Origin of the sequence: Vagococcus acidifermentans, from assembly GCF_003987655.1 — a bacterium.
In the GTDB taxonomy this organism is placed as follows: domain Bacteria; phylum Bacillota; class Bacilli; order Lactobacillales; family Vagococcaceae; genus Vagococcus_B; species Vagococcus_B acidifermentans.
The window spans coordinates 1-16,063 of sequence record NZ_NGKC01000001.1 but is presented as its reverse complement, the minus strand read 5'-3'; the positions used below and the strand labels follow the sequence as shown (position 1 = coordinate 16,063).

Below are 16,063 nucleotides of genomic sequence, written 5' to 3'. Positions count from 1 at the left end.
TTATTAACCCAACACAAATCCATCCTTCAATGGGTCTTTTGGATCAATTAAAAATGTATTGAAGCCATTGATGTATGCAGACCCTGTTACTTTAGGGATGATTGCTTTATAGTCGCCCAATGTTGTTTCACGAGCAACTTCACCAATAAACTTCGTATTCAGGATACTTTCATAAACAAACGTATCCCCAACCTTCATTTCACCCTTGGCAAACAATGTTGCTAACTTGGCACTTGTACCTGTCCCGCAAGGCGAACGGTCAACTTGTCCGTCTCCAAATACAACCACGTTCTGCAACGTTGCATCAGGGCTTGATGGCGGTCCGTAAAATTCAACCAAATCCACCGTGGTAATATGAGCCAGTGTCGGATGCTGAATCTCAACCTGTTCATTCACTGCATCGCGAATCTTGATACCAATATCAGAAAATTTCGACGCATTTTCCGGTTTGATTTCCAGATTTACTTCCGTTGCCGGCAAAATTGCAAAGAAGCTGCCGCCAAAGGAAATATCAACTGTTACTTCACCAATTTCCGGCACATTTACCTTGACATCTTGTTTGTACAAGAATGCTTCTACGTTTTCAAAAGATACTGACTCTGCATAACAGCCGTCTGTCACTTTGACTTCACCATGAATTAAACCAGCAGGTGTATCTTGTACAATTTTCACAGTTTCTGCACCCGGCTCAACATCAACCCAGCCAGCTTCAACAGCTGCTGTCATTGCAGCAATTGTGTTATGACCGCACATGTTCAAGTACCCGCCTGCGTCCATGAAAATAATACCGTAGTCCGCCTCTTTATTCACCGGTTCACAAATGAATGCGCCAAACATTTCATTGTGTCCTCTCGGTTCATGCATCAGCGCTGTACGCAAATCATCTTTATTGTCAGCCAAATAAGCCATCTTCTCAGCCATTGTATCTCCCGGGAACTTAGGAATACCACCGATAATTAAACGAGCCGCTTCTCCAGCTGTATGCGTATCAATCGCTGTCAGCATTTTTGATAATCTCATGAATATACCCTCCTGATATTATTTGTTTTGACGATCTTTTCTCATCTTAAGCTTAATAAACGCTAGCGCTTTGTTGGCATCCTGCCTGTTTACGGCATTTTCACCAACTACCTCGGTCTCAACTCCCTCGGTCGATTTATTAATATCCAGCACAAAATCCGTGTAATCATTTTCCACAACAAATTTTGCTTGCTTTCCGATGAACTTCAGACCAACCACGCTAATATCTCTCTGTCCGACTTCCTGCATCGTATTGGCAAAATCAACATCTGAATTTCCCCAGCCATCTGCAGAAATCACAGCGCCTTGGCACTGCATCGCCTTCAGCCATGTGGCCGTTCGATTGCCCACGAAATGCTTCATGGCATTACTTTGAGGCGTTCCTACAACTACGACACCAAGAAAATTAATATCCGGATCTGTCGAAAACACATCCACCAACGGATCTCTAAAATGATGCAAGGATGTCTCTTTTGTTGATGGGCCTACTCCCATATTTATCCCTACTTTTCCTCTAATCCGTAAATACAGCCACTATTACACCATTGCACGAATCGCGCCGTCACGGTACTCGTTAGCACTCAATATGACTGGCATATTATTCATGTCAATGATGGACACGCCCCCGGCAAACCCGCTCGGTTCATTAGGGAACAACAACGTGTCATACATGGCCCCTTGCCCTGCCACTTGTTTGATCAGCGCCACATTCGGCTTTCCTTCATTGCTTTTTTCAACAAATTCATGCACTTCTGTCGCTTCATTGCCGACCAGCATTTTTAGCTGATCTCGGATAGCCTGTAAATAGTCATCAACCACTTCAAACATCTTCATGCACAATTGACGGTTAAACACCGCGTCCTCATGTGCCAGCAGATCAATATGAATGATGATGTCATTTTCATCAGGTGTGCCGATTTGATTCAATTTCAGATGTTCTGAAAGAATCCCGTCTGATGCACCGAACGAATGCATTTGTTCGCCGTTTTCAATGGCGCCGGTCATTACTACAGTGACACCGGTCAACGTATGCGTCACGCCATCACCAAGGCGACCCAATACCTTAGTGGATATCGGGATAACATCCATTATGGTATTGGTCACCACGTCATGATGATGTGGACGTAAAAGCTGAATAGAGACTTCTTTAATGTCATCATATTTAATCTCTGCATGACCCGCAATCTGTAACTTGTCCGGCGCAAGTACAGTCGACTCGCCGATAGTCACATCCTGCATGTGAAATGCTTTGATTTTCAACACTTTTTCGCCCATAGTTTAAACCTTCTCTTTCCGTTATGAGTGTCAGCAGCGATTAAACGTGTGCAATATACTCATACGGTAAGCTGACGATTTTACCTGGCGTTTCAATGCTTACTAAAGCTTCCAGCGTATCTGTCAGAATACCTGTCTGCATTTCAATATTGTGCGGCTCGCCGGCATTCGCACCCATTGGTACTAAAGGTGCTACCGCTCTTGGTGAACCATTCTGACGTACAACAGGTGGTAAAGCTGCGATTAAAATAGTAGGAATACCTGCTTCCTCAATTGCTCTCTGCACGATCACGGCAGTTCTATGGCAGGTCCCTCAGCCAGCTGTTAAAACAACAGCGTCGACTTCTTCTTCCAATAATTTTTGTGCGATTTCCGGACCAGTCTTATCATGGAACGCTTCCTGGTCACCGCCTCCTCCCATGAAACCGAAGTGCATCGGCGCAACTTCTTTAAATACGCCTTTTTTAGCCAGTTCATTCAAGCGGTCGATTGGGAACATCGCATTGATGTCACGGTTAACATCGGCATTGTCGTATCCACCGTGAGAAACCATCAACTCGCTGCTTGGCGTTGTGTTTGGAATTTCTCTGTAAGTAGTATCCCCTGCTAAATTAAATCGTTTATCAGATTTCAAGTGAACACCTGCAGCAGTTGCAAGTGCAATACGCATATCTTTTAACTCTTTGGTTACAGGCGTAAATATCGATTTAGGTGTAATAGGTACATAAATCTCAGACTGTAAACCTTCAAATACAGTTAAAGTCATTTTTTATTTCTCTCCTTTGTTCTGTGTCATTTTCAACTTTCTTCTCTCATGTTCTTCAATGGCATTGACATAATGCTCATTGGGTTCCTCGTTTAATACTTCCGGATAGGACATCATAAAACCAACTTCCTGACCGATTTTCAAGTCATACTCGGAAATCAGCATTCTTCTCGGGATTTTAAATTGCCCCAGACGTCCTTTAATGTCGATTGTGACACTTGCATCCGTGATTTCGACAAGTACCCCTTCGAACATGCGCTCCGTTGAAATGTATTTGAGCTTATCCATATTGTCCATAACTTCACCTTTGTCGAAAGAAATTATTCTTCTTTCTCATAAATTTCCAAACGTTTTTTACTCTTAGGCAGAACTTGTTCATTGTCAACCAGGTCGATCTTCTCACCTGTTACTTTTTCAATGATTTCGATGTTGTTCTGTTTCACGTTTGGATTCCATTTACGTTCTGCAGCCTTGATTGTTCCGCCGCCCATCAATGTCTTCAGCATAGCAAGATGACGAATGGCATCCTCTGGACATAGCGTATTGTTAGCAAGAATTTCGTTTTCGATACCTTGCTTAGATTTATTGTTGTCGACCATTGCAACCATTTGTTTGTTACCAACTACTAGCGCTCCTTGTACAGCACAGTAGGAAGCACCAACCACATGGATTCCACGTTTACCAACTTCTTCTATGTGAGAAGCAAAGTCGATATGGTTGTTACCGAATCCTTCAGTTGTTACGATTGCTCCGTCGATTCCCATTGCTTCAACAGTCATACCCAGACGTTTAGAAACATAGAACTTCTCTGAGTTAGCTTGTGGTGAACCCACAAACATCACACCAACTAAGTCGATTTCTTCGTCTGCCATAGCTGCTGCAACTAATGGCTCTCTCCAGTAATGGCGAGATGTTTCTTTAGATGCTGGTCCAATACATGTTAGGGCATGGATACCACCATCCATTACTTCTGTCGGTGCCAGCATGACAGGAAGGTTACCCAAATCAACGTTTGGTTTAGCTCCCAGTGTCCCTACTGGTTCAACCGGCATGATTAAGTTGTCGTGCATCGCACCTTGTCCCATGATTTCTTTTACAATCAGGACTCTCTTCTTACCGGGTCGGCGGTATTGTGCGATTTCGTCCTTTTTGACAACTAATGACTCGTCTGCTTCTTTCAATGCCAAACGAATTTCTTGTGTAATATAATCAGATGCTTTGTGAGCTGCCAATGGTCCTGGACGTTCCATGTTAGCTCCAGCTTCGATAGTTACCTGAGTTTTAATGAAAATTTCACCTTTATCAGGCGCTCCTGGACGTCCCCACATAATGTTTCTATCCAATTCACCTTCAGATGAGCCAAATTCACCAATCTGGACACCATTTTCATCAGTTCCTGTGACAATCATTACAACACCGTCAAGAACGCGAGTAACACCTTCACCTAATTCGCCTTCTGTCTTAGTTGCTATTGGTTGTACATCCATGATTGTTTCACTGTATTCACCGTAGTCTTCTGGTGTGATAATTTCTAGTTTAACTTCTTTAACTAATTTTTCCAGTTCAGCTGCTTCTTTACAGATGTCGTCAGCCTTACGTAGAATAAGTGTTGTACCGTCGATTTTTGTTTCATCGCCAAATTCTACTTTATCAATTTGGAAATGCTCTCTTTGTACAGCTCTTACCTTGATCGGCTCTTGCTCTTCATCTGCTGCAATCGTCGGAGCTGCTTCTGCAACAGCTTGTCCGTTTGCTGCAACTTCTGCTGCAATTGGTGCGGCAGCGGCAGGTGCTGATGCAGCTGAAATAGATAACGGTATTTCTAAGTCAATACCTTTACCTTCAGCAATATGAATTTTAACTGTTTGACCTGGTGTGCTGTATACAGGTGCCGATTCACTAACTAAAGGAGCTGCTTCTGCAACTTCAACAACTTCCTCAACAGCTTCAGCACTTTCTTCAGCTGGCTCTTCTTCCGGCTCATTGATGCCTTCTAGCAAATCAGCTGTCAGCGGCACTAAAGCATCTGTAGTTTTCAATAATTTTGCACCTAAAACTTGCTCGATTGTCAAGCTGTTTTCAGGTATTTCAAGTAATCCTGAATCCTCAAGATCTGGAAAAATAGCTGGATCTTCCAAATCTCCTGGTTTGATAATAGTGTTTGCTTCTGCACGGCAACATAATACCGCTGGATCTTTTGCGTGCTCTTTCGCAGTTTCCACAGTAATAGACATTTATTGGTTCCTCCTTAAATAAATTGGTAATTCTATTCGGTAGGCAGTCTTCGATATAGCTTGTGGCCTACTGAGCGGAGCACATGATCCGTATGATGATAAACTGGAACTCCTAACCTAGGAGCTACACCTAAAACGGTGTTTGTTCAATCAGAACACGAGCCGACGATGACGACTTCGGCTCCCGCCTTTTTCATCTTCATCACGGTTTCTGCCTGTCCAGGGCAAATACCAGGAAGCTCACATCTATATCTTCCATTGACTTCTACCATTCGCTTGCATCTTTCAGCAGCGACTACTTCAGCACCCATGTTGGTTGCGATTTCTGTTAGACGTTCATTTGATCCGCCGCATTCGCAAATCAAAAGACCAACTTTACGATGTTCCTGAGGGTACGGCATTGCTACCAGTACACCACCAGTGGTTTTTATGATCGGAGAATTTTCTGATCGGCTCATGCCTGTCATCGGCCCGCCAAAAACAATTTCCCCATGAGGATGAACATAGCCACCCGCCTGGTCAATTAGTTCTTTTGCTGGAGTTCCGATTGGCACATCCTTAAGAATAAGCGATTCGGCCTGAACACGACCTGCAACTGTAACATCTTTGTCAATAAACGGTTTTCTCAATTCAATTGCTTCAACTATATGTTTGATTGTTTCAACGTTTGACACGACAGCACCGACTTCAATCGGCAACTGCCCAGGGTTTAACACAATATCCAACACTTCACGAATGATCATCCGCTCGTCCCCTGCAGGATAAATATCCGGCAATCTGAAGACGTCAATTTCTGGTATGTCTTTGGTTGCTTTTAACAATTCAATGACAGCCTGACGATTTTTGTCTTTAACTGCAATGATACCCCGCGGCGCATTTGTGATTTCCATCAAGTACTGTACACCGCGTACTAGTTGTGCAGACGTTTCCACAATTTGTTTGACGTTATGTTGCAATAACGCTTCACACTCTGCTCCGTTTGCAATCACTGTGCCGTCAGGTATATCAGCCTTTAATTTAATATGCGCAGGAAAACCTGCACCACCTGCACCCACAATACCAGCTGCTTCAATAGCTTCAAGTTTAGATTCTGTTTCAGGAATAGGGACAAAATCAGTCGATTGTGAGTCATCCAATTGAATGACGATTTCCGTGTCATTAATTTCTGCAATCACACCTGACATACTCGCGTGAATATTAGCACCCAATCCACTCGGTTCCGCAATTAACTGACCTCTTTTGACAGCTTCATCAACTTTGACAACTGGAACACATGGTCCACCAACATGCTGCTTCAATGGAATATGAAGTTTTTTCAATATGTTTCACCTCCTTCTATTTAATGGTCGAAAAAAAGTAAAAGTTGTGATTTTTTGAGCATTTTTATCGCCCATCACCTACCCCGATTCTATCACAAAAAGGTTATTTTTGATACATTTTTTCAGAAATACGCCTTTTAATTAAAAATATTCTAATTTTCTTATCACCTATTCCTTTTTTTATTGCATTTTTCTAATGTAACTGCTTCCTTTGCACAAAATACTGGTTTTGGTAAAAATGTTTTTATTCACAAATTGTTATCTAAAGGAGTTGTGATATTATTGATTTCGTTAAAATCTTTGGTCAACCAGCAATTAGCAAATTGTTTCTGTTCATTGCAACAATTATCCAATATTCAAACGTTAGTGAAATATTTGTGTCATTTTAAATGATAATTTTTTCACATTTTTCATTGATTTCCAATCAGTGTAGTCTAACAAGCAAAAAAACCGACGGAGAATCCGTTTAAATTCTCTGTCGGTTTATTCTTTACTATTAATATGCTTTGGCCCAGTGCATCAAGTATTTAGCATCTTGACCATTCCACAAATCTTTCACACCAGTTAAATCAGCATCCACGTTCTCAAAGCTCAGGCAGCGGGATGTTGCACCCGTTTCTTCTTTAATTTGCTCTTCTACGGCTAAATCGCCTGACCAAGGAGCAATAACAAAGCCGCCTTCTTCAATCATTTTTGCAAATTCTTCTTTAGTTGTTGCTGTTCTTGTACGCTTGTCCTGACGTTCTTTCGCTACATTAAACATATTGTTATGAATATCATCCAACAAGGCTTTGATATTTTCGTTTAATTGATCGTCCCATTTAATCGTTGTTTTTTCCAATGTATCACGGCGAACAACAACCAGTGTTTGTTCAGCGATATCTCTTGGACCGATTTCGATTCGAATTGGGAATCCGCGCATTTCTGATTCGCTGAATTTCCAGCCTGGTTTTTTATCACTGGCATCCACTTGGACAGTAACGTCTTGGCTCAGCTGTTCTTTCAATTCATATGCTTTATCAAGAACGCCTTCCTGATGCTGCGAAATTGGCACAATATTAACTTGAACTGGTGCAATTCTAGGAGGCAGAACCAATCCGCGGTCATCACTGTGAACCATGATCATGCCGCCGATTGCTCTTGTCGTAATTGCCCATGAGGTTGTGTTGACAAATTTGCTATCGCCGTTTTTGTCCAGATAGTTGATATTGAATGCTTTACCGAAATTATCGCCAAGGTGGTGAGACGTTGTGATTTGCAACGCTTTTCCATCGTACATCAATGTTTCATTCGTATAAGTTTTCACTGCACCGGCAAATTTTTCGCTTTCAGATTTGACACCTGATACAACTGGAATAGCCAAAATATTCTCACACACATCCACATACATATCTAGAATTTCGAGCGCTTCTCTGTCTGCATCCTCGTAATCAACGTGACAAGTATGACCCTCTTGCCAGAAAAACTCTGTCGTTCTTAAAAATGGACGCGTCGTTTTTTCCCAGCGCATCACGCTAACCCACTGATTATACAATACTGGCAGGTCGCGATACGAATGAATAATTTTCTGGAAATGCTCACAGAAAAGTACTTCTGAAGTAGGGCGAATAGCCAGTCTTTCTGATAATTCTGTGTCGCCGCCGGCAGTCACCCATGCAACTTCCGGTGCAAATCCTTCAACGTGCTCTGCCTCTTTTAACAGTAGACGCTCAGGGATTAACAACGGCATCATGACATTTTGGTGTCCGGTAGCTTTCAGCCGGTCATCCACCACTTTCGTAATATTTTCCCACAATGCTGTTCCGAGCGGACGAACCACCATACAGCCTTTTACACTTGAATAATCAGACAATTCTGCTTTCAAGCAAATATCTGTGTACCATTGAGAGAAGTCTTCATCTCTACTTGTTATCTGTTCTACGAAATTTTCTTTCTTTTCCATGTAGTATCCTCCTTTAAAAAAATAAAAAAATCTACTTTGTGCAAGGACCTGTTACGGCGGTACCACCTTGCTTCAAAGTAGATTTACTTTACGACTTAAGTATCCATGATAAAGGTATAAAGACCTGTTGCAATAAACTGGCAGGTTCGAGGGCTATGAAATAAAATCTCTCAGCAAAATGATTTTTTCTCTGTTAATTTCCTAGTAGGCCTCTACTATTCCAATGCATTTCTTATTCAATTTCGATGATACGAGTGTGCACGTGTATCTAAGTATAAGTGAATCAAATTCTATCATTATATTTTAATAAAGTCAAATACTTAATTTAACATTTTGCTGTTACCGATAGGACACCGCTTACATTTAGATGGCTTTTCAAATAGCTAAGACATCTTTTATCGTATAGAAGCCTGGTTTTTTTCCCGTTAAATAAGCCGCACAGTCACACGCACCTTTAGCAAAGCACTCCCAATTGTACGAATGATGAGTGATTTCCAGACGCTCGCCAAGACCGCCAAAAAAGACAGTATGGCTGCTGGGAATATCCCCGGCACGCAGCGAATGATAGCCTATTGTCCCAGCTTGGCGTGACCCGCTTCCTTCGCGGCCATAGACTGCAACATCTTTTAATTGGCTGCCAAGTTGAGCTGCAATGGCTTCCCCCAATTCTTTTGATGTACCGCTCGGCGCGTCAGTTTTCCATCTGTCATGCATCTCCAGAATTTCTATGTCCGTTTCGTTACCGATAGCTGTAGTTGCTAGTTCTAGTAATTTCACCATGACATTGACTAGTTTTGATGTATTGGCTGCATAAAGTACCGGAATAACTTCAGCTGCTTTTTTGAAAGAAGCCATTTCTTCTTCCGTAAATCCTGTTGTGCCGCAAACCACTGCTTTTCGATAAGCCACAGCAGTGTCAAGAACTTCCAAACTCATCTCTTTTGTTGAAAAATCAATGATTACGTCACAATCACTGATGACTGCTTGTAACTCATCAAGAACGGGGGCCCCAATGTCTTCTCCTAATTTTGCGACTTGGCCTAAATCTTTCCCGATGTAAGGGCGCCCCTTTGGTCCAATTCCGGCAACTAGATGCATATCCGCCCGTTCATTTGCCTCTTGAGCAATTAATCGCCCCATTTTGCCTCTTGGTCCTATGACTACGACATTCATTTTCATCACACCTTTCAATCAATGTCAGTCGTATGGTCCTAGTTGTTAGACCGCTTATATAAAACATCGCCATATTTATCAGGGTGATCGATAAACTGCTGATTGGCAAAACCGCAAGTTGGAATTATTTTTAATTTGTTGTCCCGTGCTTCTTTGACTGCCTCTTCAAATAATTTTTCGCCAATGCCTTGCTTGCGATAATCTTTATCGACATGTGTCTGTTTGATTATCATCACATCTTCAAATCCTAATTCCCATTGAATCTCTCCTATCGGTTTTTGTTCCCCGTCATTAAAAACCATTAAACGGTCACTCATTTTTTTAAATTCCATTGTCCATTCTCCTTTTCTAAAATTAATAACCTACACGTTCATTTTTACATAGTTTCGCAAAAACATAAAGACATTTAAAAACAATTAGTAAATTAATCAATTAAATAGGTAGTCTAGTATTATAAAACAGTCACAAAAACACATTTAAATTTACAAAAATAATCAATATATGTTTTATATCAATGAAATGTTTTATTATCTATTGATATTGCTTTAAGTGTCTTCTTAATTTAATATATGAGAAAAGGGAACGAGGTGTTAGTTATTAAACCACAAAAAGAGATTGTTACCATTTCGCATTGTATCTTAAACCAAAATGCTGTCATTAATGAGTGGGAACGGGCAAAAGGAGCTTTCCCGGTCGCTCAGTATCTTTTAAACAAAGGTGTTGCTTTTATTCAACTACCATGTCCGGAATTTTTGTTTTTAGGTATTAATCGGCCACCTATGACCTACGAAGACTATCATGCGATTGACGGGTATAGAGAAAAATGCCGTGACCTTCTGCTCCCCATTGTTCAGCAGCTGAAGATGTATGTCGCAAATGATTACCGTTACATCGGAATTATCGGCATTAATGAAAGCCCCAACTGCTCAATAACCGGTCAAAGAGGAGTCTTGATGGAAGAATTTTTTAGCCTATGCCGCATAGAAACATTAACCACCAATTATATGGAAATTCCAACTTGGTACAGTGAAGAAAACGAAGGAAATATCATGACTCTTGTTGAATCGTTCATAAAAAAGGAGGAATCTAATAATGACTCGTAATAATACTAAAATATTGATGTTTTGTGCGATGGCGGTAGTAATAAATGTTGTATTGGGATCTGCTGTTTCAGCAATGAAAATTCCGCTGCTGTTTTTAGACACGATGGGAACTATTTTCATTGCTGCTAACTATGGCATGCTATACGGCATCATGACGGGTGTTGCGACAAATTTACTGATGGGGTTAATCAGCGGGCCGCTCTCAGTCCCGTTTGCATTAGTCAGTGTTGCAGTAGCCATCGTTGTGGCTCTTGTTGCACAAAAAAATCTGACCTACAAAAAGGCCATTGTCGCAGGTATTCTGTTAGCTTTTATTGCACCTGCCATCGGCGCGCCAATTCGCTTAGCATTATTTGGAGGGTTTACTGGTTCAGGAACGGATATCGTTATTATGGCATTGAGAGCTTCAGGAAAAGAAATGATTTCAGCGACTTATTGGGGCGCTGTTTCAGGGAATCTAGTAGATAAAATTGTGTCATGTTTATTGGTTGCCTGGTTGATTAGAGTGCCTAGAATTAAAAATGTTCTAGGTTTTAACTGACATTATCAAGCAGTCCATACAGAGTTCTGTATAAAAAAGCAATACCTGATAAGATACAATTTAAAAAATACTAGAGAGTTTCCCTTTTCTCTCTAGTATTTTTCATTTTATATCATCAATCATTTATTTTTCACTGACTCTGGCTATCTTCCCCTGTTCCAGATAGTCAAAAATCCTTATTCATAGACTTGTAAAAGGTGTCATTTCTTTACAAAATCAACGATAGTTCTATTTAAAGCTTCAATCCGTTTCAATGGATATAATTCAAATGGCATTCAATATGGCATTCAAAAAGTAAACCAATTGCGTGGGGCGCAATATTTTATAGAAAAGAAGTAGTATTAATCAGCAGGGCATCATTACAGTGGTCCTATTAAATTCCATTTTTATCTTTCTCAAATACTAACAATTGTCGATTAAATTTCATCCCATAATGATTCTGCTTTTTTTTCACTAATCATTTTATTAAGTTTTATATTATCATCTATTATTTTCGATATTTTGGTAAAGATATCACCAAACTCTCGAAGAGGTACAGAATCAATTACTCTATTTTTGTCTTTAAATAAATAAACAAATTCGTCATTAGAATATTGGGTTTCAAAGTTAGCTGTGTATCCTTTATTAGACCACTCATGACCTACTTTATACTCAAAATCAGCCAGCAATTTACCAACTTTACCAATTTCTTGCTTCATAAAATCTTCAAGTTCTGTATAAATCGTATATCCAGACAAAAATTTAGTCTCACTACCATACCTTGGATCGTAATCAGACGGCTGCTTTCTAAGCTCTTTATCTCTTTCAATTAATATTTCTGCCTTATATCCTCTTAAAAAATTTTGAATATTATTAGGAACTTCTTGAATAATACTATTTAAGCTACTTTTCATCTCTTTTAATTTCTCTATACCCAAATCATTCGTGTGATTGCTTTGTTTTTTCACTTCCTCTGTAACAATTATTGGCATATTCCGTTCAATTACTTCTTGCATAAAATCTTTTATCGTGGGTAATTGATTATTTATTTCTTCCATTAGTTTTTTTATCTCTTTATTATTATTTGTTACTTTTAATTCTAATTCTTCCATTGGTAAAACTCCTTTCGAGTGAACGAACATATATTCCTATCAATTATATATCAAATACAGAGAAATGTTAAGGTTTAGTGTAAAAACACACTCCGTTAAGAGTGTGCCAATACTTTCTTATCGTTTACAAACGTAATCATTATTTTTTTAACCTAGCAACTATCACAGCGTATTCTTTATCAGTTGCGTCCGGCATAGAACGAACAATGTCATAAGATTGTCCCTTGTATAAAATTGCCATCGTATGGTCTATTGCAAAACTTTGGTGAGAACGAATCACAAAATTTACGGTATCTTCAAGTACAGTACCTACCATCGCTTGGTATTCTTTCAATAATTGGCTTTTAATCTTACACCAACATTCACCAATGACCACCAACTCTTTGACAATTTCTCCATCTTCATTTTGATAGGACTTATATTTTTGAAATTTTATACGTTGATCTAATTCATTGATATTTTTAATGAGTGGCATAATACGCACCTCGCATTTGTTGGATCAAAGATTGTACTGTGATCGGTATACGCTCGCTACTAGCTTCTTGGCGATTCATGTACCAATGTTGGACTAACAATGACACCGCCCAATCTAACTGCTTATAGCCCTCTATCACGCCATCCTCTGCTTGGCCATCGATTGCACTTATCACATAATAACTGGCCGTATCAATCAACTCTTGAATCATTTTATCATCCATCGAATGATCTATTCTTAAACTATTTTTTATATCATCAACTTGTACCATTTTTTCACCTCTTTAAGAAAAGGACGGACTTGTTAGCCCGCCCTTCATTTTTAAGCGCCTGTTACTGGCGTAAACTCAACATAAACCGAAGCTGCTTCATCGATCTTTTTATAATCGTTTCTCACAATGACTGCTAGCCCTTGTGAATAATAATCGAATTTCTCCCATTGAGTAGTGACTTGATTACGTCTGGCCACAAAGATAGACTGTGCAATATCTCCCATAATCATTGGGAACGTACCAGCTTTAGGATTAGCAAACAATGAATCTGCAATCAGTACGACCGGCATACCAAACAGCGACTTGCCACTTGGGGCGGTCACATCGGGTTGCAACAAGTAACGCCCATCAGCGTCTTTCAATGTGTCTAGATAGTTATACCCCGATTGATTAAGAATTACCATCTTATTCAACGCCGGGTCTAGTACCACGTTGTGAATCTGTTTCAATTCATCTAGTGTAGCAACTGTTTTCTTAGTGAACGTCTTTAATAAATCCACAATGTGTTTGTTGTCGGTATTTTCTACCAATTTCGCTAACTGATCTTTCACTTCCTGGACAATATTTACTTCTGAATCTTCCACCACTTCATTAGACAAAGCAATTTTACCTGCTCGAGTTTCTACCTTGTATTCTACCTGTGTAAACATATCTGCGTCCACATCGGCAATCTCGGCTAGTTCGGCTTTGGTGGCAAGGATGGCTTGTTGATTGGTGGCTACCGGGTACTTGCCTTGTCCGTTTGATACTGTCTTAACCGTTGCATATTGGGCTAAATTATAATTAGAACGTTTCAAGTCAAAGACTTCTCCAATCACTTCACTTGGGACAACTGCAGCTGCATTGACCGTAGTTACACCTTCACGTTCTTCACCTTGAGAACGAATATAATTTTCGTACGCTCTCATTTCTGTTTGTTCACGATCGATTAGTGTTTTTTCCATATTATCATCTTCTTTCTTGGTTTTTTTGGTTGTTTCTAAAAAGCTTTCGTATGATCGTTTGTCTACCTGTACGTTGGTACTGTCATAAGCTGGGATAGTGACAACAGATATTTCGTTTAAATTCTTAATAGCTTCAATGGAGCGGATCACTTCGCCATTTTCTTTTTTATCAAAGGAATCAACACCCATTGTAAAACCAAAACTCATGCTATCCACTAAACCTTTATCCACGTTCTCATACACATCTTTGGCATAACTCGTATCATTGAGCGTTGCTTCAAAGTGTAACCCCACTTCATCCACCTTCAATTTTAAAGTCCCAGCTTTGGTGCTTGCTAGGGGTTTGCTATAATCGTGATTTTGCAATAAAAACACATTGGATAAATCTACTTCTTTCAAGGCTTCCGGAGTGATTACTTCCACAAAGCCCCCTAAATCTTTGGACGTTTCCCCAAACTTTAACGCATAACCCGATATGATTTTACCTTCCTTTTCTTTGGACTCATCACCGTCAATTTCAGTCGTCTGTGTCGGTTTCGTTTCCAGTTTTGCTTGTTCAGTCACTCTTTTTTCTTGTTCCATTCTGTCCCTCCTGTTCTCTAAATTGATAACTCTCCAGTGAATCTAAATACGTGTAATTCAAACTTGCAAGCAGTCGGTCGCCACCTTCTTGTGGTGGTAGCCCTAGTTTCGCCCGGCCTTCGTTGATGGTTAACAACGACCCTCTTACTTGCTCCAAGGTGTTTTTCATGATTGTTTCGGGGTCTGTTTCCATCAAACGATCTGTATTAAAACGAAAATCTTTCCCTAGTTTTTTGCTGATCTCACTAATAAAACAACTAAAATAATGAACCAGTGTATTTTGTAAATACATCAAGTTACTTTGAATCGTGCTGGAATGGACACTTTCAACGCCTAAACGCTCGGATGATATACCAAAGGCCTTGGCAATCTGCTTAGTTGTCCAATCACTGGAATTGATAAGCTTCAAAACGTCTGTATTAACTTCTAGTGTTTTATAATCCATCGTTTCATCTAAAATAATAGTTCTCAAAGCGTTGTTACCGTCACTTGATCCGTTAGCTTCTTCAAATTTTTCTCGAATGGCTCTTTTAGCGGTTGTGTCCAGATCAGACTTGTTCACTTTTAAAATGCCACTGCCGTTGATACCCCTAGAAAAGAAATTGAAAATCGTTTTATTTCCAGCTGACTGAACTTTCATTTCATCACGCAACGCATAAAGTGGCGGAACCCCGGTCAAACCATCCTGGGTGAAATATTTAAAGTGAAGGATATTTTCAGCTTTCACTTTTCTTTTTTTCTCGCCTATCACATAGTAGACAACCCCGTTATCATTCTGTTTGACTGTTACTAGCGAGTTAGGCAGCAACTCAATACTAATGACTTCTTGACCCTTACGCTTAATCTCGGCAAAGCTATTACCGTTTAAAAGCATATTGACCGCCAAGGCAAACTTGAAATGCCAACCATCCATTTCACTATTGGGCGCTTCATTTAATAGTTTAGTGATAGAATTATCCGCTTGTGGCATATTGTCTTTGGACAGGCTACACTGGACTAGACAATAAAAATAAGGTGTGTAAACTATAATAAAACACACTGGAGGAATCAACATGTCAGAACGTAGACCGAGACGGACATTTACCAAGGAATTTAAACAGCAAATGGTGGACCTGTATCGTTCAGGTAAGCCACGATCGGAAATCATCCGAGAGTATGATCTTACCGGTTCTTCATTTGATCGTTGGGTCAGACAAGCCAATACTAGCGGCTCATTTAGCGAAAAAGATAATCGTTCGCCCAAAGAGGAAGAGCTGATCAAACTAAGAAAAGAAAATATGAAACTGAAAATGGAAAATGATATTTTAAAGCAAGCGGCGCTGATATT

At 40.0% G+C, this 16,063-nt stretch carries 17 protein-coding genes and 1 pseudogene; 3 read left to right on the top strand and 15 right to left on the bottom strand.

All coding sequences use genetic code 11. From position 1 onward, the window contains the following. Positions 1–3 precede the first annotated feature (3 nt). The 10 genes and pseudogenes from CBF27_RS00090 to CBF27_RS00045 all read right to left on the bottom strand — a co-directional run bounded on the left by CBF27_RS00090 (position 4) and on the right by CBF27_RS00045 (position 10,061). On the bottom strand, positions 4–1,020 hold the full coding sequence (locus tag CBF27_RS00090; RefSeq protein ID WP_126811041.1) for a proline racemase family protein: 1,017 nt from the start codon (positions 1,018–1,020) through the stop codon (positions 4–6). Between the two features lie 18 nt (positions 1,021–1,038). Next, a pseudogene (gene prdD / locus CBF27_RS14310) lies at positions 1,039–2,295 on the bottom strand (proline reductase cluster protein PrdD). Positions 2,296–2,335: 40 nt separating this feature from the next. Then, positions 2,336–2,581, bottom strand: coding sequence for a hypothetical protein (locus CBF27_RS14660; RefSeq protein WP_211334574.1), 246 nt, complete (start codon positions 2,579–2,581; stop codon positions 2,336–2,338). A 27-nt stretch (positions 2,582–2,608) separates the two neighbouring features. After that, complete coding sequence (locus CBF27_RS14655; RefSeq protein ID WP_211334573.1) at positions 2,609–3,061, bottom strand: glycine/sarcosine/betaine reductase selenoprotein B family protein; 453 nt, start codon at positions 3,059–3,061, stop codon at positions 2,609–2,611. Between the two features lie 3 nt (positions 3,062–3,064). After that, entirely contained in the window at positions 3,065–3,358 is a 294-nt protein-coding gene (locus CBF27_RS00070; protein ID WP_126811030.1) for a CBO2463/CBO2479 domain-containing protein, read from the bottom strand. Positions 3,359–3,381: 23 nt separating this feature from the next. Beyond that, a complete protein-coding gene (gene prdA / locus CBF27_RS00065) occupies positions 3,382–5,295 on the bottom strand; it encodes a D-proline reductase (dithiol) proprotein PrdA (protein WP_126811026.1) in 1,914 nt (637 codons plus the stop codon). Positions 5,296–5,327: 32 nt separating this feature from the next. Further along, entirely contained in the window at positions 5,328–6,614 is a 1,287-nt protein-coding gene (prdC, locus tag CBF27_RS00060) for a proline reductase-associated electron transfer protein PrdC (RefSeq protein ID WP_281273635.1), read from the bottom strand. A gap of 496 nt (positions 6,615–7,110) precedes the next feature. Further along, entirely contained in the window at positions 7,111–8,556 is a 1,446-nt protein-coding gene (proS, locus tag CBF27_RS00055) for a proline--tRNA ligase (RefSeq protein ID WP_126811019.1), read from the bottom strand. Between the two features lie 375 nt (positions 8,557–8,931). Beyond that, positions 8,932–9,729, bottom strand: coding sequence for a 4-hydroxy-tetrahydrodipicolinate reductase (gene dapB / locus CBF27_RS00050; RefSeq protein ID WP_126811016.1), 798 nt, complete (start codon positions 9,727–9,729; stop codon positions 8,932–8,934). Between the two features lie 38 nt (positions 9,730–9,767). Further along, positions 9,768–10,061, bottom strand: a complete 294-nt coding sequence (locus CBF27_RS00045; protein ID WP_126811013.1) for a GNAT family N-acetyltransferase — start codon at positions 10,059–10,061, stop codon at positions 9,768–9,770. 255 nt (positions 10,062–10,316) lie between these two features. On the opposite strand from CBF27_RS00045, the gene CBF27_RS00040 reads away from it, so the two are divergent. Both CBF27_RS00040 and CBF27_RS00035 read left to right on the top strand, forming a co-directional pair. Continuing rightward, a complete protein-coding gene (locus CBF27_RS00040) occupies positions 10,317–10,832 on the top strand; it encodes a CD3072 family TudS-related putative desulfidase (protein WP_245985885.1) in 516 nt (171 codons plus the stop codon). Then, positions 10,822–11,373 (top strand): CD3073 family putative ECF transporter S component, encoded by a 552-nt coding sequence (locus CBF27_RS00035; protein ID WP_126811010.1) that lies wholly within the window; start codon positions 10,822–10,824, stop codon positions 11,371–11,373. Before CBF27_RS00040 ends, CBF27_RS00035 begins: the two co-directional genes overlap by 11 nt. 416 nt (positions 11,374–11,789) lie before the next feature. On the opposite strand, the gene CBF27_RS00030 is transcribed toward CBF27_RS00035, so the two are convergent. The 5 genes from CBF27_RS00030 to CBF27_RS00010 all read right to left on the bottom strand — a co-directional run bounded on the left by CBF27_RS00030 (position 11,790) and on the right by CBF27_RS00010 (position 15,706). Further along, positions 11,790–12,464, bottom strand: a complete 675-nt coding sequence (locus tag CBF27_RS00030; RefSeq protein ID WP_126811007.1) for a hypothetical protein — start codon at positions 12,462–12,464, stop codon at positions 11,790–11,792. A 139-nt stretch (positions 12,465–12,603) separates the two neighbouring features. Beyond that, positions 12,604–12,939: a phage head closure protein gene (locus CBF27_RS00025; RefSeq protein ID WP_126811004.1), complete on the bottom strand. Its 336-nt coding sequence runs from the start codon at positions 12,937–12,939 to the stop codon at positions 12,604–12,606. Then, positions 12,926–13,210 (bottom strand): head-tail connector protein, encoded by a 285-nt coding sequence (locus CBF27_RS00020; protein ID WP_126811001.1) that lies wholly within the window; start codon positions 13,208–13,210, stop codon positions 12,926–12,928. The genes CBF27_RS00025 and CBF27_RS00020 overlap by 14 nt, the downstream gene beginning before the upstream one ends. 50 nt (positions 13,211–13,260) lie before the next feature. Continuing rightward, on the bottom strand, positions 13,261–14,736 hold the full coding sequence (locus tag CBF27_RS00015; protein WP_126810999.1) for a phage major capsid protein: 1,476 nt from the start codon (positions 14,734–14,736) through the stop codon (positions 13,261–13,263). After that, a complete protein-coding gene (locus tag CBF27_RS00010) occupies positions 14,711–15,706 on the bottom strand; it encodes a phage portal protein (RefSeq protein WP_245985884.1) in 996 nt (331 codons plus the stop codon). The genes CBF27_RS00015 and CBF27_RS00010 overlap by 26 nt, the downstream gene beginning before the upstream one ends. A gap of 82 nt (positions 15,707–15,788) precedes the next feature. Between CBF27_RS00010 and CBF27_RS00005 the strand changes: the two genes are divergently transcribed. Continuing rightward, on the top strand, positions 15,789–16,063 hold a 275-nt coding region (locus tag CBF27_RS00005; protein WP_148112268.1), incomplete at its 3' end, for a transposase.